The following is a 19,894-nucleotide window of genomic DNA, read 5'->3' on the forward strand; positions in this document are numbered from 1 at the left end:
GATGACAATCAGTCTGTCAGCTTGGCTGTTCAAAAATTAAACAAGATTTTTAGATGCTACCAAAGTATTCATTGATTGTTCCAATTTATAACGAAGAAGAAATTATTCCTGAACTATATCGCAGACTGAGTGCAGTAATGAATCGGTTGGATGGTGTTGTCGAATTAATTTTAATCAATGATGGTAGCCGCGATCGCTCCCTACAACTACTGCGAGAACTCCATCAAAAAGATCCACGCATTTGCTATTTAAGCTTTGCTCGTAACTTTGGTCATCAAATAGCAGTTACGGCTGGTCTTAATTTTGTCCGGGGTCAAGTTATCATCATCCTTGATGCTGACTTACAAGATCCACCAGAACTAATCCCAGACATGATTGAAAAATGGCGACAGGGCTATCAAGTCGTCTACGCTCAACGCACTCAACGCCTCAAGGAAAGATGGTTTAAGCGTTTTACTGCCTACTTTTTTTATCGCATCCTCAAGAAGCTTGCAGATGTAGAGATTCCTACTGATACTGGTGATTTTTGTTTAATGGATCGCCAGATCGTAGATATTCTCAATTCTATGCCAGAACGTAACCGTTATATCCGTGGTCTGCGTTCTTGGGTTGGATTTGAGCAAACAGCAATTCAGTTCGAGCGCAACCCCCGCTTTGCTGGGCAAGTTAAATACACTTTCAGCAAATCCTTGGCGCTTGCCATCAATGGTCTAGTATCCTTTTCGATAGTGCCACTGCGATTATCAACCTATTTAGGATTAATAGCGGCTGCGGCGGCTATTTTCATGGCTTTATTAGTCTTGTATTGGCGGCTTTTTGTCCCCCATTCGCCTTTAACTGGGTTTACGATTATTTTGATGGCAATCTTCTTTCTCGGATCTGTGCAGTTAGTAAGCGTTGGTATCTTAGGCGAATATATAGGGCGCATCTATGAAGAAGTTAAAGCCAGACCTCTTTATACTTTGACAGAGGTAGGTGGTTTTTATCACAAATCCTCCAACTCAACGCGCAATTCTGACAAACTAGATAATTTAGAAGATCCTACTATTCAAAATTAGACAAGTATTGACCTAAGAAAGGCAAAGGACATTTGCTGGAGCCAGGAGGGGTAAGATCCTGTGTAGCCCATATCTACAGGTTAAGCGATTTGCGGCGATTACCTACGAGACAGTAAGCGATCGCAGTTGCTAAAGTTAACTTAGCCAAAAATTTTGACATATTTTCGCCTCATGGAAAATTACTGGGTATTGCATTGTAGCAAGCTCTATGCAAAGATAATTCTACAAAAGTACGGTAAGTCGATAGAACTATCGTATTTGCTAACAATTGATGCTGTCAGAATATAGCTGATTACAAATTAGTGTTTTCAGTTAATGTTAATTGGCAAATAATAACTTGCATCAAAATTAAGCTTTAGTCGATGTCAGTAGCCATTGATTAACTTTGTACAGCATAACAAAAAAACGCCATTACGATGTCTCAAAACTATCAGTTTATATAGCATGGGTTTGAGTTTTTCTTAAAAAAGACTTTTCTTTTTTAAAACAGTGATTGTCTCATTTAAGACGTTTATGGGATTCTGTCAATCGTCAGAATTCATAGTTTGCTGCAAATTTTGGATTGTACATTCAACTGCTTAGTACTGATTTGAAGCTTGTCAGATAAATTTTGGTAAATCTATAATTAAATGTTTTATTAAAAGCATTTGAATAAATGGTTTATCTTGTTTTTCTGACAGATTGACAGCTAGTTTATTCATTTTTGAGGTTGAGGAGTTAAGGAGTCATGTTGAATTGGCGCTGGAATTATAGATATATATTTTTCCTGCTTTCGTTGCTAGATATTCTAGCTATTTTGGTTTTTTATCCAGCCAAAAGTCAGGCTGAACTGCCTAAATCTGATGTATCTACTACTGAAGTAGAAGATAACAAAGCTCCACAAGCAGTTGTCAATCAAACAGTAGACACTTTAATTGCACCAGTCACTCGTAAAAAAGCTCCAAATGATCTCCGAGATCGAGTCACACCTGTCTCACAATTGTTGCAAGTTGCACCGCCAACTAACAAAAAAGCTCCAAATAATGCAACAGGGCAAGTAACATCCGTCTCGCAACTGTCAGATGTTAAGCCGACAGATTGGGCATTTCAAGCATTACAGTCTCTAGTTGAGCGCTACGGTGTAATTGCGGGATATACAGATAATACATTCAAAGGCGATCGCTCCCTAACGCGCTATGAGTTTGCAGCTGGATTGAATGCAGCTTTAGATCGCCTCAATGAACTAATAGCAACTTCAACGGCAGATTTAGTTAAACGCGAAGACTTGGATACCATCAAAAAACTACAAGAACAGTTTTCTCCAGAACTCGCTCAACTTCGGGGGCGCGTAGATAGCCTGGAAGCGCGAACTGCGAATTTAGAAGCAACTCAGTTTACGACCACAACCAAACTTATAGGTCGAGCTCAGATTGTCCTTGGTGAACTTATAGCAGGTAATAACGTCGTCACCAAGAGACCAGCACCTCACAATGCCACACTTCAAGGCTCAACTTCTTTACGGTTAAACACCAGTTTTAATGGTAAAGATTCACTAGCTATAACAATAGGAGGTGGAAATATTGAATCATTGGGACAAACAAGAGCTGGATTATTGGGAACTTACGAGGGGAGAACTGCTGATAACTCCAGTATTACTTTTGCACGCAACACTCTTATTCTCAGTGGTGTTCGCTATCGGTTTCTACCTTTTCCAAATACCCAAGTCAACATTTATCCCTTATCTGATGGAGCTAGTGAGATAGGTCTTTCTGGCCCGATTAACCCATATTTTGAATCGTCTTCTGCGACTGGTGCTAATGGGATTTCACGATTTTCCCGGCGGTCTTTGGTCTATAACTATGGAGATAGCGGCCCCGGAATTGCCATACTCCAAGGATTAGGCAAACAGCTTCAATTTGGGGTAGCGTACAGCGCACCAAATGGTAACAATCCCACACCTAATAATGGCTTATTTAAAGGCAGGTATTTAGCTTTAGCACAGTTAATATACTACTCTTCTAATCGGAATTTTCGGGTGGCAGCAACTTACGTTAATACCTATAGTCCACCAAATACTCTAGGTTTTAGTGGAACAAATTTCGGCCCAGCAGTCGGGAGTAACCTGGTAAACAGCACCGTGCCAGGAGCAGCAACTATAGGCAACCTTTATGGTCTACAAGCGTTTTATCAAGTTAATCCTAAGCTTGCGGTCAATGCGTGGGTAAGTTATGCAGCACACCGCTATGTGGGGCGCGGAGATGGCGAAGCTATGGATTGGGCTGTAGGACTGGCATTCCCGGATCTTTTTAGTGAAGGTGCTCTAGGGGGGATTTTAGTTGGTATGGAACCAAAAATGATTAGTCTCAGTAGGGGTGTAGATTTGGGAGCAGGTGCCGGACGAGCGGACAAAGATACTTCCCTGCACGTTGAAGCATTCTATCAATATAAAATCGGAGATAATATTGAGGTTACACCAGGTTTGATCTGGATTACTGCACCGAACTCTGATGCTAGCAATCCTGATAGTTTATTTGCTTGGGTTCGTACTGTCTTTAGGTTTTAACCTTTGACACTCCCCGGACTGATTAAACTTTGCCTAGACTCGTTTAATCGAAAAGTCTGGGGATTGTTGAGTTTTAGGGAGCAACTTAACTCGCAAGTATAGACACGTTAGCTTGGACGTATGCACAAAATAGTCCAAAAAACAAGCCTAATTAGATAGGTAATAGATTCATTTAACATAACTTGACGTTTGAATTTGTTTACTAAAATACTTGCTTTTTGTCGAAAACTGTGAAAAGCTTTGTTATGTATAAAACTACGGTTTGTCGATCAAGTTAAAGTACTAATTGACTATCAATCTTGTGGCAATCTGTCTTAAGGAGCCACGATTTAAGGCTACTAAACTCTCGATCAGTAATTAAAAACCTAATTTCCAGCCTACTTCCCTTGTAGGTCAAAGGTTATTTCAGGATTACTAAATTGGTGTTGTAGTAAGTCGTCAAGAGGTAGGCAAACAGATTTATGAAATGGTGTGTAGCATCGATGGGGTGAAGACTTGATGCTTAAGACTTATCGATGGGGGGAAATTGTAAATGCTGAAGACGTTAACAACCGATTTTGAACTCGACTTAGAAGGCGATGTGCTTGTGATTGGAGGTGGGCCGGCTGGAACTTGGGCGGCTTGGAGTGCTGCATCAAGTGGAGCTAGAGTGATCCTCGTAGACAAAGGGTATTGTGGAACAACTGGATGCGCTGCTGCATCTGGCAATGGTGTGTGGTACGTGCCACCCGATCCCGAAGCACGAGAAACAGCAAAGGCAAGTCGGGAATCATTGGGTGGGTTTTTATCCGATCGCAACTGGATGGATCGGGTACTGAATCAGACCTATGTCAACGTTAATCAGTTAGCAGAATGGGGTTATCCCTTCCCTACCGACGATGATGGTAAACCCTATCGGCGATCGCTGCAAGGGCCGGAGTATATGCGCCTGATGCGGCGACAAATCCAACGGGCAGGAGTCAAAATTTTAGACAACAGCCCCGCCTTAGAACTACTGGTAGATGACGATGGTGCTGTTGCTGGTGCAACAGGTGTGAACCGTCAAACTGGTGAGAAATGGATAGTGCGATCGCAGTCCACAATTATCGCAACTGGTGGCTGTGCGTTTCTCAGTAAAGCGTTAGGATGCAACGTCCTGACGGGGGATGGTTATTTAATGGCGGCAGAAGCTGGTGCTGAGATGTCGGGTATGGAATTTTCTAATGCTTATGGCATCTCTCCCGCCTTTTCTTCAGTTACCAAAACCCTATTTTATAATTGGGCAACCTTCACCTACGAAGATGGTAGTGTGATTCCGGGAGCAAGTTCTCATAGACGTTCAGTAATTGCCCAGACATTACTGCAACAGCCTGTTTACGCCATCATAGACAAAGCGGCGGAATCAATGCGGCCATCTATGCGTCTAGCACAGCCTAACTTCTTTTTACCTTTTGACCGTGCAGGTATCGATCCATTTACCCAACGTTTCCCTGTGACTCTGCGCCTAGAAGGAACTGTGCGCGGTACGGGAGGAATTCGGATTGTAGATGAGAGTTGTGCCAGTTCTGTACGGGGACTCTATGCAGCAGGAGATGCTGCTACACGCGAACTTATTTGTGGCGGATTTACTGGCGGTGGTAGCCATAATGCAGCTTGGGCAATATCTTCTGGCTATTGGTCGGGAAAATCGGCTGCTGAATATAGCCGCATGGGGGAACAGAAAACTCAACGACAAGTTAAGGGTGTTGGAGAGGTAGTATTACAAAGTGATCGCTCTCAAACCTTGGCAACTGATGAAGTAATTCAGGCAGTCCAAGCTGAAGTATTCCCTTACGAAAAGAACTATTTCCGTACAGAGCAAGGCTTAACTGAATCTTTGGGTAGGCTAAATCATCTTTGGCAAGAACTCCGTAGTAGCCACGTAAGTTCAGAAAAAGAACTGATCCGGGCGCGAGAAGCTGCGGCAATGGTAGCCACAGCCCGGTGGATGTATAGCAGTGCCATTGAACGTAAAGAAACTCGTGGTATGCACAAACATCAAGATTATCCAGAACTTGATGCTAACCAGCAACATCACCTAATTAGCGGCGGATTGGATCAAGTTTGGGTGAAGAGTCAGCCGCTAAGTACAGAAAAGCCTTTATCTAAAATAGGAGCAGCAGTGTGATTGAGTTGGTCAGCGAGTCGCGGTGCATAAAATGTAATATCTGTGTGAACATTTGTCCAACCAACGTGTTTGACAGAGTACCCGATGCGCCGCCAACCATTGCTCGACAGAGCGACTGCCAAACTTGTTATATGTGCGAATTGTATTGTCCAGTTGATGCTCTTTATGTTGCACCAGAAAGCGATGTGACGACTTCAGTCAACGAGGCAGAATTGGCAGAAGTTGGGCTACTGGGTAGTTACCGTGAAAACATCGGTTGGGGACATAAACGCACCTCAACAGCAAAAGCCGATCAAACATTCCAAATTCTGAAGCAGATGAAATAGTGCGGCGGAGAAAAGAGTCATGTTGTTATCAGTAGGAACAGGTTATATCAGTAAAAATAAATTTGCTTCCAGATTATCAACATCAGTGGCTTGTATCCTACTGCTACTAACTACAGCATGTAGCCAAGGCGAAACTAAATCTGCTCAGTTGATTGAGGCTATTAATGCTAATAGTACTGTTGCTGCATCTAATAACATTTCTACCCTACGTATAGGTTATGTAGGTAGTTCAGAACCGACAGGGCCACTTGGTTGGGCAAAGAAAAAAGGAATATTAGAGCGTGAGTTGCAAAAGCTAGGATTTAAAAACATTACTTTTGCACGATTTCCTAATGGGCCGGATCTAAATGAGGCGCTTGTCGCAGGACAATTAGATGTTGGTTCTTTAGGGGATACACCAGCCATAGTTCTGAGAGCGAGGGGTCAGGAAACTCGATTATTGCGAATTACTCAATTTAATACAACTGCTTGGTTAGTAGCGAAAAAGAACGGCCCGCGATCGCTTGCTGAACTTAAAGGTCAAACAATAGCTACTCAAAAAGGTTCTTATATGCATAGATACCTGCTGGGTCTATTAGCTGAAGCTAAAATTGCCAAGGATGTAAAAGTTGTCCACTTGATGACTACTGAGGCAAAAGGAGCTTTAGAACGTGGTGATGTAGCAGCTTACGCAACTTCAAGTGATTTGGGGCCTTTTCTGAAATCACAAGGGTTTCCAGTGATTGATTCTTCGGCAAATCATCAGGGTTTATCAGGGACATCATTAGTCGTTGCAACCGAAAGCTTTTTGGCGAAACAACCTGATTTTCCCCAAAAATTTAATGCAATTCTCACAGAAGCAGCGAAGGATTTAAAAGCTAATTCTGAAGAATATTATCAATATCATGCTCAAACTACTAAATATCCCATCGATATTATAAAAGTATCGTTCCCACTGAAACAGATATCAGAAGAACCATTACCAGCCGAGGGTGTGAAACTTTTAGAGGGGACAAAGAAATTTTTAGTCTCGCAGGGTTTAGCAAAGTCGGACTTTAAATTAACAGATTGGGTTGCTGAAGAAAAATAGGAAATGGGGACTTGTACTGAGCGTTTGCGTAGCGTCTAGTAGAGAAGCCGAAGTAGTAGGGAGTGGCAAAGATAAAGGAGATGAGGAGGCAGAAATCAGTAAGTTTTTTGAGCAAGAAAAACAAATTTCTGTAATTAAGTCTTTCAAAAGCTCAACCTTCAGGCTCAAAGCCTCAACTCTCAGGCTTATAAACTTAGAACTTACGCAATAACTCTCTAAAACTCTCATTCCTTTGTGTCCTTTGCGCCTTTGCGGTTCGTTTTTCCATTATTTTGCGTAAGTCCTGTAAACTTTCTGCCTCCTTCTTGAGCAATACATTTAAAAATCCAGGTAAAATGCTATGACTATTGCACTAGACCGTCCACATAAAACCAAGTCTGCTCAAATCCGCGAAAAACTTGGTTATCCGATCATTGACACCGATGTGCATACCCAAGAATTTCCCCCAGCATTCTTAGACTATTTAGAGCAAGTTGCTGGAACTGCGATCGCAGAACGTTTTCAAGAACACTTACCCGGTGCATCTCGCTCTAAATGGTTTAAGCAATCTTGGGATGAACGCCGCACTTACCGCACCGCCCGTCCTCCTTTCTGGACTCGTCCCACCAACGACGCTTTAAATTTAGCTACTATTAGCTTGCCAAAGTTGCTGCACGAACGCTTACAAGAAGCTGGTACAGACTTTGCCGTTGTGTACCCCAACTTGGCAACGATGGCTCCACACATCGGCAATGAAGAGATGCGGCGGGCTGTTTGCCGTGCAACTAATACGTATCATGCTGATATTTTCCGTCCTTATAGCGATCGCTTAACACCAATTGCCGCTATTCCCATGCATACGCCCGAAGAGGCGATCGCAGAATTGGAATATGCGGTGAAAGTGCTGGGACTCAAAGCCATTCAAATCCCCGGACATATCCGCCGCCCGATTCCCGCCTTCGAGAAGTATGGCGAAGAAGTAGCCAACGAAGCCATCTGGATTGATACCTTTGGCTTGGATAGTAAATATGATTACGATCCCTTCTGGGCGAAGTGCCAAGAACTGAAAGTTGTACCCACCACCCACTCTTCCGGTATGGGCTGGATAAATCGGCGTTCCATTAGCAATTACCAATACAACCATATTGGTCACTTTGCATCGGCTGGGGAAGCACTATGTAAATCTCTGTTCTTTGGTGGTGTAACTCACCGCTTCCCTACACTCAAGTTTGCCTTTTTAGAAGGAGGTGCAGCTTGGGGTGCTAGTTTATATACCGATTTGATTTGGCACTGGGATACTCGCAATAAAGACCATTTGGTAGAAAATAACAATCCCGCCAATGTTAATTATGAAGAACTGCTTGAATACTACACCCGCTATGGTGGCGAACTAGTACATGGTCGTTTGGATCAACTAGGCAGTGGTTTAGGTTTCCATGCTGATTTAATATCTCCCCTAGAACCAGGTGATTTGGATGAATTCGCTGCTTCAGGAGTTACCAAGCCAGAGCATATCCGCGATCGCTTCTTGAATCATTTCTACTTCGGCACAGAATCAGATGATACCCGTGTAGCTCAAGCTTTTAACCGTAAAGCTAATCCTTATGGCGATCGTGTTAAAGCCTTTTTAGGTTCTGATTCTGGTCACTGGGATGTACCTGATATTACTGCGATCGCTGCTAATACATATTCAATGGTAGAACGCAAGATTATCACCGAAGAAGATTTGCAATACTTCTTGTCAATTCATCCCTTGGAGTTGTACACCAGCTTGAATCGTGACTTCTTTAAAGGTACGGCTGTGGAGAAAACAGCAGATGAATTTTTGGCTGGGAAAGGAATTAGGGACTAGGGACTGGAGACTGGGGACTGGGAATGAAGAAGATGAGGGAGAAGAATTAATAACCAATGCCCCATCCCCAATGCCCCATTCCCAATCCCCAATCCCCAATGCCCCATCCCCAATCCCCAATCCCCAGTACCCAATCTAAGGTAAACTATCATGACGATCGCTTTAGACCGCCCACAAAAAACTAGGTCTGCTCAAATTCGAGAAAAACTTGGTTATCCGATCATTGACACCGATGTACATACCCAAGAATTTGAACCAGCAGTCTTGGATTATTTAGAGCAAGTTGGTGGAACTGCACTTGTCGAACGTTTCAAAGAAAATTTACCAGGATCTTCCCGCTTTAAGTGGTACAAGCAAACTTGGGAAGAACGTTTTGCTTATCGCTCCAATCGCCCTAACTGGTGGGGTCGTCCAACAAAAAATACTTTGAATTTGGCTACTATTAGTTTGCCCAAGTTGCTGCACGAACGCTTGCAAGAAGCAGGTACAGACTTTGCCGTTGTGTACCCCAACTTGGCAACGATGGCTCCGAATATCGGTAACGAAGAAATGCGGCGGGCTGTTTGTCGAGCAGTTAACACCTACCATGCTGATATTTTCCGCCCTTATTCTGACCGATTAACACCCATCGCCGCCATCCCACTGCACACTCCTGAAGAAGGGATTGAAGAGTTGGAATATGCGGTGAATGTTCTGGGACTCAAAGCAATTCAAATTCCCGGTTACGTTCGTCGGCCAATTCCTGCCTTTGAAAAGTATGGCAAAGAAGTAGCTAACGAAGTGGTTTGGATTGATAACTTTGGCTTAGATAGTCAATATGATTACGATCCATTCTGGGCTAAGTGCCAAGAACTGAAAGTTGTACCCACAACTCACGCTTCTAGCCAAGGTTGGACAACTCAGCGTTCTGTCACCAACGCTCAATATAATCACATTAATCACTTCGCCTTTGCAGCAGAAGCATTATGTAAATCGCTGTTTTTTGGTGGAGTTACCCGTCGCTTCCCAGAATTAAAGTTTGCCTTCTTAGAAGGTGGTTCAGCTTGGGGTGCTAGTCTATACGCTGATATTATTTGGCATTGGGAAACCCGCAACAAACAACATTTGTTATCAAATAACAATCCAGCTATTATCGACAAGGAAGCATTAGTAGAGTTGTACACCCGCTACGGTGGCGAACTGGTAGATGGACGCTTAGATCAGATTGGTGACGGTTTAGGATTCCACCATCAACTATTGGCTCCAGAAAATCCAGGCGAACTCGACGAATTTGAACTAGCAGGAATAGAGAAGCCAGAAGATGTGCGCGATCGCTTCTTGAATCATTTCTACTTCGGTACGGAATCAGATGATACGCGTGTATCTCAAGCTTTTAATCGTGCAGCTAATCCCTTTGGGGACAGAGTTAAAGCCTTCTTGGGTTCAGATTCTGGTCACTGGGATGTGCCAGATATCACTGCCGTTACTGCCAACGCCTACTCAATGGCAGAACACGAAATCATTACTGAAGAAGACCTCCGCTACTTCCTCTCAATCCATCCCTTAGAGTTGTACACCAGTCTTAATCAAGACTTCTTCAAGGGTACAGGTGTTGAGAAAGCCGCCAACGAATATCTAGCGGCTAAGAAATAACTGTCATTAGTCATTGGTCATTTGCAAAGGACAAAGGACTAATGACAAAGGACAATTACAACGTTCCATGTTCCATTTCCTCTGTTCATTTGTAGAGTGGGCAAGACTCACTCTACATTTCTCCTAAATTCTGTGTCTAATACCAATAATCTGCACCTTTATTGCATTGATTTGTACCTTTGATGCATCGGTTTGTATCTTTATCGCATTGATTTGTAACTTTATTGCATCGCTTTGCACCTTTGATGCATCGGTTTGTATCTTTATCGCATTGATTTGTACCTTTATTGCATCGCTTTGCACCTTTGATACATCGATTTACACCTTTATTGCATCGACTTGCAAAAACTGACCTACACAAAAATGATTTAATTATGGTACTAGATATTACAAAACCAAAGGATTACATTGACCTAGCAGCTTCTCTATCCAAGGAACTTGCTCAATCAGCAGTAGAAAGGGATGCTCAAGCCGGAGTTCCAGAAGAAGAAATTAATAAACTGCGTGAGAGTGGTTTGTTACCACTAATTGTGCCTAAGCAATATGGTGGCATTGGTGCAACTTGGATTGATGCTTTAAAAATTGTTAGAAAGTTATCAAAAGCTGATGGTTCAATTGGGCAATTGTATGGTAATCATCTCAATTTGACAGCTTTAGGTCACGTTTCCGGCACACCAGCCCAAAAGGAAAAATATTATCGAGAAACTGCTAAGAATAACTTATTTTGGGCAAATGCTATTAATACGCGAGATACTAGGCTGAAAATTAACCCAGAAGGCGAAAATTTTCGGGTTAATGGTGTTAAAAGCTTTGGTACTGGTATTTCTGTTGCAGATTATCGAGTATTTTCTGCTTTAGAAGATGGTGTAGAATTGCCCTTTATATTCATAATTCCCAAAGACAGGGAAGGGTTAGTTTCTAATCAAGATTGGGACAACATCGGCCAACGTCGCACTGATAGCAGTAGTTATACATTTAATAATGTTTTAGTGGATAAAGATGAAATTTTAGGGCCATCCAATCCTCCTAATAGTGCCTTCTCAACCTTTCTTGGTATTATTGCCCAGCTAACAAAAACCAATGTTTATCTGGGAATTACGAAAGCAGCTTTCGCCGCCGCTCGTCAGTATACAAAAACTACTACTAAAGCGTGGATTACATCAGGGGTAGATAGTGCTACTCAAGACCCCTATCTTTTGCATCATTACGGGGACTTTTGGGTGGAAATCCAAGCTGCGATCGCTCTAGCTGACCAAGCAGCCGAGAAGGTACAAGCAGCATGGGAGAAAGATGTAGAACTTACTCATCAAGAGAGGGGAGAAGTTGCGATCGCAGTTTCCGCATCCAAGGCATTAGCTACCCGTGTAGGTATAGATATTACCAACCGCATCTTTGAAGTTACCGGAACTCGCGCCACGGCAACCAAATATGGATTTGACCGTTACTGGCGGGATTTACGAACCTTTACTCTGCACGATCCTGTGGATTACAAATTGCGTGCGATCGGTGATTGGGTACTCAACGAGCAGCTACCTGTCATTACCCAATATTCTTAGGGCATTAAACATTGAATAATACTAAGTTTCACTCACAAATTTTAATCTTCCACTAGCACGATATTGGAGTGGGATCTTCTCACTCCACTTCCTAAATTTTCCCTCCTCACTATTAAATTTTCATTTCCTCGAGTCGTTGCGGGGTGGGTAATACCCACCCATTCCCTAAAATCATAATTGAAGAAGAATTCAGAATTCAGCAGTCAGAATTAATCAGTCGGGGATTCAGACCCGCGACTGATTGAAGACCTCCAAATCTCCGATTTGGAGGGGGTTTTAGACCCGTTTATTCATCCGCTAAATCGATTCAGAATTCATACTGAATTCTGGCTCCTGACTTCTGAATTCTGTTTGATAAACTTTTTAAACTTAGAAAAAATATGTATTGGAGTTTTTAAATAACTTAATATAAAAGATTTTTTGTTTGTTACATGGCAATTAATCATCATTGTTCTAACCAACTAGAGGGAAATCAATAAAACAACCCATGCCAGCTTTAAAAGGAAAGTTTGAATTCAGAAAAAACCAGAGAACAACACGTCGTTCCTTGTTGTTTGCTCTCGGTTACTGCTTAATGCTATCAACGGCCCTATCAAGTTGTAGTGAAGCAAAAAATAATACTCAGCAGTCGGCAGCTTCCCCTGAATCGGTAGTTTCATCTAGTACTACAGAGAAGTCAACACAGAAACAAGTAGTACGGATTGTACGTTCAAAACAACTTACCGCTCTGGCAGTTTTAGAAAAACAGGGTTCCTTAGAAAAGCGATTAGAGCCTCTGGGTTTTAAAGTACAGTGGCCTGAGTTTGCAGCTGGGCCACAACAACTAGAAGCCGTAAATGCAAATGGACTGGATATCGCATCTACAGCCGAATCGCCTCCTGTATTTTCACAAGCAGCAGGAGCGCCTCTTGTTTATCTAGCTACTACACACCCTAGTGGTAAAGCTATTTCACTTTTAGTTCCTGTAAACTCTCCGATTAAAAGTGTTAGCGATTTGAAGGGCAAAAAAGTAGCTTTTCAAAAAGCCTCTATTGGGCACTACTTATTAGTTAAAGCATTAGAAGATGCCGGATTAAAACTGAGTGATGTCCAATCAGTTTTTCTCCCGCCGTCAGATGCAAATGCAGCATTCAGTCAGAACAAGGTGGATGCTTGGTATATTTGGGAGCCATTTGCTACCAGAAATGTACAAAATAAAATAGCTCGTGTTTTAGCAGATGGTGGTAAGTTGCGGGATACTGGCAACTTTTACTCAACCTCACGCCAGTTTTATCAGGCTCATCCTGATGTTATCAAAGTGTTTCTAGAGGAACTAGAAAAGGCAGAAATTTGGACTAAGGATCATCCCAAAGAAGTAGCACAACTGCTTGCTCCTGTAACTCAACTAGATCCGCCTACTTTAGAAATAATGCATGATAAATATGATTATGGGCTGGTACCAATTACTGAAAAAACTATTATCAAGCAACAACAAGTTGCAGATAAGTGGTACAGCTTAGGACTTATCCCCAAAAAAGTGAATGTTAGAGACGGGTTTTTGACACCTGAAGAGTACGCCAAAATTACTCCCTCTGAGGTTTTAGCGAATAAATAATTATCCCAAGAATAAACTAAAACACAGGAGAACCTGATGCCTACCTTAACTTTGACAGAGGTTAAAATTAGGTCTATTAATGCTCCTTTGGGAGCCATAGTTACTAATCTTGATGCCAGTCAAGCGATCGCACCTGAAGTTATATTACAACTTAAGCAAGCTCTGCGCGATCGCCACATCTTAATTTTCAAAGACCAAAAGCTCTCCGATGAACAGCTTTTGAACTTTTCCCTATACTTTGGTGCGCTGTTTGTACCATCTGATGAAACTCCAGTATTGGCTTCTAAACCAGGAGAAACTCCGGTAGTGATTCCAATTTCTAATGTCGATGGTGGCTATACCGGTACTGGAGAACTCACTTTCCATTCTGATCACAAATGGACTCCTACCCCATCTAGTGGTTCACTTCTTTATGCGTTAGAAATACCAACTCATGGTGGGGATACTTATTGGTTAAATACCAATTTAGCCTATGAGGCATTAGATGAAGCTACCAAAGAACGGATTGCAGATTTACAGTTAATTACCTACAATCCATTTTTGCGAGATCGGAATGCACCCCGGTCTTTGTATCGTTTGGACAAAACTATTCCTTTAATCAGTCCGATCTTTCCCCATCCTTTAGTTAGAACACATCCAGAAAGTGGTAAAAAGCATCTTTACTTAGATGCTGCTACAGAAGTGGAAATTGTCGGGTTAGAGCCGCAAGAAGGATCTAAACTGATTGAGCAGTTGAGACAACATCTAACTCAACCCAAGTTCTACTACAAACACAAATGGTCTGTAGGTGATATTGTCTACTGGGATAATCAAGCCACCTTGCATTACCGTCAAGCATTTGATCCAAATGAGCGACGAGTATTAAAGCGGGTTAGCCTTGCAGGTAGTCGCCCCTTTTAGGATTGATAGCTCAGAAGATTAAGCTAATGAGCATTTGATTTTATATATTCTTAAGGCAGTCAAGAGTTATTCTAATTCTTGACTGATTAAACTTTTCTAAATGTCAGACTATATGTTTAGAAAAATCATAAAAATATTACTTTTTTGTTTTAAACAAGTGTTTATAAATACTTTATTTTGAAAAAAAGCTTGATAATATCTAAACTGAAAGTGAGAGTTAATAGCACTTATTAAAAGCGCGACAAAGAAAATTATTAAAATTAAATATAAAAAATATTATGGCACTTTCCAATTTTTTGCAAAGTCTCAATTTGTCTATCAATAAGCCGCAACAATCAAAAGTAAAAAAGACAAAGACAAAGACAGTATATGAACATAGTCTAAATAGTAAACCTATAGAAGTAAAATATAAAATTGAGCGTAAACATATATCTTTACTGGTGGCTGCTTGCTCCCTGACGATACCAATGAGCATAGTTGGTTGTAGCCAAGAAACTAAAAATGCTCAAAACGAAGCATCCGCAATTAGTACACAATCTCAAAGTCAAACAGTTTCTAATACTCCACAAAAACAAGAGCTACGAGTTGTTTATTCTAAACTTGGTTCTCTTGCAGTGATGAGAAAACAAGGAACTCTAGAAAAAAGTTTGGCAGCAAAGAATTTTACTGTTAAGTGGCTAGAGTTTGCTGCTGGCCCACAAGCTTTAGAAGCGTTAAATGCTGGTTCCCTTGACATTGCAGCCACAGCTGAGTCACCACCTATATTTGCTCAAGCCGCAGGTACGCCTCTTGTATATATTGCAACAACCCGATTTAATGGTAGAGGAGTTTCTTTTTTAGTACCAAAAAACTCTCCGATTAAAAGTGTTGCTGACTTTAAGGGCAAAAAAATCTCCTTTCAAAAAGCCTCTATTGCCCATTATGTCTTACTAAAAGCGTTACAAAAAGAGGGACTAAAACTGAGTGATGTAAAATCTCTTTTTCTGCCACCTCCAGATGCAAATGTGGCTTTTAGTCAGGGAGGAATTGATGTTTGGGTCATTTGGGAACCTTACATTACCAGAAATGTCCAAAAAAATCTTGGTCGTGTATTAATAGATGGACAAGGACTCCAGGATATTGGTAGTTTTTATACTACCTCACAGAAATTTGCCAAAGAGCATCCTGAAATTATCAAAGTTTTTTTAGAGGAGTTTATCAAAGCTGAAGATTGGTCGCAAAAAAATATTGATAAGTTAGCAGAACTTGAGACGGGTGACGTTGGTATCGATGTACCAACTCTCAAAGCGATTCATAGTAAAGCAGTATATGGTTTGCTACCAATCACCGATGAAGTTGTTAACAAACAACAACAAATAGCTGATTTATGGTATACACAAGGACTTTTGCCAAAAAAAGTTAATGTCAAAGATGGAGTACTTACTCCAGAAGAATATGCAAAATTCACACCTGATTCAATTAAAGCTAATAAGTAATAATTGTAATTAACTTTAAAACACTGAAAAATGTAAGTTATTAACTGATATTTTTATATCAGTATTTAATCAAAAATCGAGGTGCAAAAATGTTTAATAATTTTTTGGAAACTAAGACAACGGTAATTAGTAAGATAGCTTTATTTGTAATCCCTGGCTTTGTTGCTTTATCTACTACTTTAATAAGTTGTACGTCAATATCTAATACAAATACAGCAGATCCTAAAGCAGAACCAGTAGGGGCTAAGACTATAAATTTTAAAACAAAGTTGCTGCGAATAGGGTATCAAAGCTCTGGTGATTTAGTTAGAGTCAGAGGAGTTTTAGAAAAACGTTTGGAGCCTTTGGGCTTGAAAGTAGAGTGGGCGCAATTTGCCCAAGGGCCACAACTCATGGAAGCGATGAATGTGGGCAAAATTGATATTGGCTCAGTTGGAGAAACTCCTCCCATCTTTGCTCAAGCTGCGGGTGCAAGAATCGTCTATTTGGCTGGGAGAAGACTTGGCCCTAATTCAGGTAAAGGTAGTGCGATCGCAGTTCCTAAAGGTTCTCCAATTAAAACTTTAGCTGATATCAAAGGAAAAGAAGTCGTCTTTCAAAAAGGTTCTGCTTCTCACTATTTTATCATCAAAGCTTTAGAAGAAGTAGGCTTAAAATATACTGATATTAAAGTTTTGAGTATGCCCAATGTCGAAGCCCGTGGTGCATTTATTGAGGGAAATATTCCAGTTTGGGTAACTGGTGATCCTCACTTAGCTTTGGTAGAAAAACTCTACGGTGCGCGTGTACTGCGAGATGCCACAAATATTGGAACCCCAGGCGGATATTATGTAGGAACACGCGAGTTTGCTAAAGAGAATCCTGAATTACTTCGGATTATCTTAGAAGAAATTGATAAAAACGGTCAATGGGCAGAAGCAAATCGTAAAGAGGTAGCCAAACTCATAGCACCAGTACTTAAAATTGATCTACCCATTCAAGAAATAATTTCTGGACGCGCTACTTATCGAATAAAAGGAATTACCCCAGAGTTGATGAAAGCTCAACAAAGTGTTGCAGATTTATTTTATAACGAAAAAATCTTACCAAAAAAGATTGATGTTCAGGAAGCATTACTCACGCCTCAAGAATATACAGCTATTACTCCACCAACACTGATAAGTGAAAAGTAGAGAATAACCAAATATGAAGTTTGTTTAAACAAACTAGAATACCAATTTCCTAAATGCAAAAGGAGATTTGCTGAATTAGCATAATCTCAATTTGTAACCGTAAATTGGTGTTCTAGGAGGTTTAAATATCAACTTCCTATTATCTTACTTGCTGAAGGAAAGTAAGACTGACAACGTAAAAACTAAAACTTACAAGGAAAATCACAACTCATGATCAAGCCATTTCAACCACAACGCCGTACAGTTTTAAAGCATATTGTCCAATATTCAGTACTCGGACTGTTTACTTTATCATCTTCCTTAGTGGGTAGCCTTGTGCAAAGCACCCAAGCGCAGACAGCCAAAGTAATTAACTTGGCTTATCAAGCTTCTGGTGATATTGTCAAGTCCAAAAAAGCTGTTGAGCCACGTTTCAAAGCATTGGGTATAACCGTAAATTGGGTTGGGCCATTTGCAGCAGGGCCGCAATTGATAAAAGCGCTGAATGAAGGTAAGGTGGATATCGGTAATGTGGGAGAGACACCTCCAATATTTGACCAAGCTGCACGCCCAGGTCTCATCCCTGAAGTTGTCTATCTTACTGGACGCACGCCCAGTGATGGTACAAATCAAGGTATTGTAGTGAAAGCTAATTCTTCCATTCAGAAAGTAGCGGATCTTAAAGGCAAAAAAATTGCTTTTCAAGTAGGATCGAATGCACAGTATTTACTAGCAAAAGCTTTGCAAGAGGTAGGGTTAAAAATTAGCGATATTCAAATCGTTGCTTTGACTCCACCTGAAGCCCGAGACGCTTTTATTCAAGACAAGGCTGACGCCTGGGTGGGTGGCGATCCCCTTTTAGCTGCTGTAGAAAAAACTACCCCGATTCGGAATCTGAGAAATGCAAAAGGAATTAATACTCTCAACGGGTTTTATATTGGCAGGCGTGCATTTGTCACCCAAAATCCGCAATTGGTGCGAGTGTTTTTAGAGGAAGCAGAGAAGGTAGGAGAACAGGCTGAAAAAAACCCAAGCGATTATGCAAAACTTTTAGTTGATGAACAGAAATTAGATCCATCAGTTGCACTAAAGGTGGCAAGCCGTCGTACTTATAAATTGAGAAAAATTACACCTGCGATCATTGCCGAACAGCAGCGCGTTGCTGATTTCTATTTTGCAGAAAAAATCATCTCACGTAAGATAGATATCAAAGAAGGGATTCTTTCTGATCTATTATATAAAGCTATCATACCTGATAATATCAAGTAACGATAAGCACCTAGAGGCAGGTTTATTCAGCTATTAACTTGAGTGGGTGTATTGGTTTGGCAAGATACTTGTAAAATCATGCTGAAAGCAGCTATTACACTGTAGCGGAAGTTTGCTTACCTTTAACAACGGGCTTAACAAGTTAGTTGAGCAACTTGTTAAGCCTATTGTCTGGTTAATTGAGATGGATAATAAATAGATTAGCGAAAATCGAGGAAGAAAAAACAGGCGATCGCTAACCTTCTTACAGATGTGATTTGGGACTGACGATTAGTTCTAACTAAAATATTTCAGTAATGAAAATACCATTTATTCCCCAACGCCGCACAGTTTTAAAACGCATTGTCCAATTTTCTATATTGGGATTGTTTATATCAACTCCCTTAATAGGTAGCTTAGTAAATAACGCTCAAGCACAAAAAAAAGCTAATTTTACTGCTAAAGTTATCAACTTGGCATATCAAACTTCTGGTGATATTGTCAAAGTCAAAAAAGTTGTTGAGCCACGTTTCAAAGCATTGGGTGTGACTGTAAATTGGGTTGGGCCATTCCCAGCCGGGCCGCAACTAATAGAAGCGATGAATGCAGGTAAGGTGGATATCGGTAATGTGGGAGAGACACCGCCAATATTTTCGCAAGCCGCAGGTATCACAGAAGTTATCTATATTGCCGGACGCACACCCAGCAAAGGTGCAAACCAAGGTATTGTAGTCAGAGCTAATTCTCCAATTAAGAAGATTGCGGATCTTAAAGGTAAGAAAGTTGCTTTTCAGAGGGGATCGAATGCACACTATTTATTAGCAAAAGCCTTGCAAGAGGTGGGGTTAAAAATTAAGGATGTTAAAATTGTTGGTTTGACTCCATCTGAAGCCCGTGACGCTTTTATTCAAGACAAAGTTGAAGTTTGGGTAGCTAGTGACCCTTTTTTGGCTCTTGTGGAAAAAATTATCCCAATTCGTAATCTGAGAAATGCAGCAAAAATTAACACTCTTGGCGGCTTTTATCTTGGTAGGCGTAAATTTGTTACCCAAAATCCTGAATTGGTGCGAGTCTTTTTAGAAGAAGCAGACAAGGTAGGAGAATGGGCTGAAAAAAACCCAACTGAAGTTGCCAAAGCTTTTGCTCCCGAACTGAAATTAGATGTATCAGTTTTAGAAAAGGTAGCACGCCGACGTACTTTTAGGTTGAGAAAACTAACACCTGCCATTATTGCCGAACAACAGCGCGTTGCTGACTTTTATTTCCAAGAAAAAATCATTCCCCGTAAAATAGATATTAAAGATGCGATCCTTCCTACTCAACTTGATGTAGCTATTACGCCTGTTCGTCTAAAGTAATGTAAACA

At 41.1% G+C, this 19,894-nt stretch carries 14 protein-coding genes; all 14 read left to right on the forward strand.

The window, feature by feature from the left end; all coding sequences use genetic code 11:
• Positions 1 to 53 precede the first annotated feature (53 nt).
• The gene (locus tag RMY00_RS01210; RefSeq protein WP_322645812.1) at positions 54 to 1,058 is read left to right on the forward strand and encodes a glycosyltransferase family 2 protein; all 1,005 of its coding nucleotides are present in this window, start codon (positions 54 to 56) and stop codon (positions 1,056 to 1,058) included.
• Positions 1,059 to 1,785: 727 nt separating this feature from the next.
• On the forward strand, positions 1,786 to 3,600 hold the full coding sequence (locus RMY00_RS01215) for an iron uptake porin (RefSeq protein ID WP_322645813.1): 1,815 nt from the start codon (positions 1,786 to 1,788) through the stop codon (positions 3,598 to 3,600).
• Positions 3,601 to 4,132: 532 nt separating this feature from the next.
• A complete protein-coding gene (locus RMY00_RS01220; protein WP_322645814.1) occupies positions 4,133 to 5,746 on the forward strand; it encodes an FAD-binding protein in 1,614 nt (537 codons plus the stop codon).
• Positions 5,743 to 6,072: a 4Fe-4S dicluster domain-containing protein gene (locus tag RMY00_RS01225; protein WP_185582283.1), complete on the forward strand. Its 330-nt coding sequence runs from the start codon at positions 5,743 to 5,745 to the stop codon at positions 6,070 to 6,072. The genes RMY00_RS01220 and RMY00_RS01225 overlap by 4 nt, the downstream gene beginning before the upstream one ends.
• 19 nt (positions 6,073 to 6,091) lie before the next feature.
• Entirely contained in the window at positions 6,092 to 7,141 is a 1,050-nt protein-coding gene (locus RMY00_RS01230) for an ABC transporter substrate-binding protein (RefSeq protein WP_322645815.1), read from the forward strand.
• Between the two features lie 340 nt (positions 7,142 to 7,481).
• Positions 7,482 to 8,972 (forward strand): amidohydrolase family protein, encoded by a 1,491-nt coding sequence (locus RMY00_RS01235; RefSeq protein WP_322645816.1) that lies wholly within the window; start codon positions 7,482 to 7,484, stop codon positions 8,970 to 8,972.
• 150 nt (positions 8,973 to 9,122) lie between these two features.
• The gene (locus RMY00_RS01240; RefSeq protein ID WP_322645817.1) at positions 9,123 to 10,604 is read left to right on the forward strand and encodes an amidohydrolase family protein; all 1,482 of its coding nucleotides are present in this window, start codon (positions 9,123 to 9,125) and stop codon (positions 10,602 to 10,604) included.
• A 374-nt stretch (positions 10,605 to 10,978) separates the two neighbouring features.
• Positions 10,979 to 12,160 (forward strand): acyl-CoA dehydrogenase family protein, encoded by a 1,182-nt coding sequence (locus tag RMY00_RS01245; protein WP_322645818.1) that lies wholly within the window; start codon positions 10,979 to 10,981, stop codon positions 12,158 to 12,160.
• Between the two features lie 487 nt (positions 12,161 to 12,647).
• Entirely contained in the window at positions 12,648 to 13,754 is a 1,107-nt protein-coding gene (locus tag RMY00_RS01250; protein WP_322645819.1) for an aliphatic sulfonate ABC transporter substrate-binding protein, read from the forward strand.
• 36 nt (positions 13,755 to 13,790) lie between these two features.
• Positions 13,791 to 14,654, forward strand: coding sequence for a TauD/TfdA family dioxygenase (locus RMY00_RS01255; protein ID WP_322645820.1), 864 nt, complete (start codon positions 13,791 to 13,793; stop codon positions 14,652 to 14,654).
• Positions 14,655 to 14,932: 278 nt separating this feature from the next.
• Positions 14,933 to 16,129: an aliphatic sulfonate ABC transporter substrate-binding protein gene (locus tag RMY00_RS01260; protein WP_322645821.1), complete on the forward strand. Its 1,197-nt coding sequence runs from the start codon at positions 14,933 to 14,935 to the stop codon at positions 16,127 to 16,129.
• 89 nt (positions 16,130 to 16,218) lie between these two features.
• On the forward strand, positions 16,219 to 17,301 hold the full coding sequence (locus RMY00_RS01265) for a sulfonate ABC transporter substrate-binding protein (RefSeq protein WP_322645822.1): 1,083 nt from the start codon (positions 16,219 to 16,221) through the stop codon (positions 17,299 to 17,301).
• A gap of 210 nt (positions 17,302 to 17,511) precedes the next feature.
• Positions 17,512 to 18,549: an aliphatic sulfonate ABC transporter substrate-binding protein gene (locus RMY00_RS01270; protein WP_322645823.1), complete on the forward strand. Its 1,038-nt coding sequence runs from the start codon at positions 17,512 to 17,514 to the stop codon at positions 18,547 to 18,549.
• A gap of 296 nt (positions 18,550 to 18,845) precedes the next feature.
• Positions 18,846 to 19,886, forward strand: a complete 1,041-nt coding sequence (locus RMY00_RS01275; RefSeq protein ID WP_322645824.1) for an aliphatic sulfonate ABC transporter substrate-binding protein — start codon at positions 18,846 to 18,848, stop codon at positions 19,884 to 19,886.
• The last annotated feature ends 8 nt before the right edge of the window (positions 19,887 to 19,894 follow it).

The organism is Nostoc sp. ChiVER01, from assembly GCF_034531155.1.
Classification (GTDB): domain Bacteria; phylum Cyanobacteriota; class Cyanobacteriia; order Cyanobacteriales; family Nostocaceae; genus Nostoc.

Excerpts from the sequence above, each read along its gene's own strand:
- RMY00_RS01210 (WP_322645812.1), top strand. The coding sequence starts at position 54 with ATGCTACCAAAGTATTCATTGATTGTTCCAATTTATAACGAAGAAGAA.
- RMY00_RS01215 (WP_322645813.1), top strand. The coding sequence starts at position 1,786 with ATGTTGAATTGGCGCTGGAATTATAGATATATATTTTTCCTGCTTTCG.
- RMY00_RS01220 (WP_322645814.1), top strand. The coding sequence starts at position 4,133 with ATGCTGAAGACGTTAACAACCGATTTTGAACTCGACTTAGAAGGCGAT.
- RMY00_RS01230 (WP_322645815.1), top strand. The coding sequence starts at position 6,092 with ATGTTGTTATCAGTAGGAACAGGTTATATCAGTAAAAATAAATTTGCT.
- RMY00_RS01235 (WP_322645816.1), top strand. The coding sequence starts at position 7,482 with ATGACTATTGCACTAGACCGTCCACATAAAACCAAGTCTGCTCAAATC.
- RMY00_RS01240 (WP_322645817.1), top strand. The coding sequence starts at position 9,123 with ATGACGATCGCTTTAGACCGCCCACAAAAAACTAGGTCTGCTCAAATT.
- RMY00_RS01245 (WP_322645818.1), top strand. The coding sequence starts at position 10,979 with ATGGTACTAGATATTACAAAACCAAAGGATTACATTGACCTAGCAGCT.
- RMY00_RS01250 (WP_322645819.1), top strand. The coding sequence starts at position 12,648 with ATGCCAGCTTTAAAAGGAAAGTTTGAATTCAGAAAAAACCAGAGAACA.
- RMY00_RS01255 (WP_322645820.1), top strand. The coding sequence starts at position 13,791 with ATGCCTACCTTAACTTTGACAGAGGTTAAAATTAGGTCTATTAATGCT.
- RMY00_RS01260 (WP_322645821.1), top strand. The coding sequence starts at position 14,933 with ATGGCACTTTCCAATTTTTTGCAAAGTCTCAATTTGTCTATCAATAAG.
- RMY00_RS01265 (WP_322645822.1), top strand. The coding sequence starts at position 16,219 with ATGTTTAATAATTTTTTGGAAACTAAGACAACGGTAATTAGTAAGATA.
- RMY00_RS01270 (WP_322645823.1), top strand. The coding sequence starts at position 17,512 with ATGATCAAGCCATTTCAACCACAACGCCGTACAGTTTTAAAGCATATT.
- RMY00_RS01275 (WP_322645824.1), top strand. The coding sequence starts at position 18,846 with ATGAAAATACCATTTATTCCCCAACGCCGCACAGTTTTAAAACGCATT.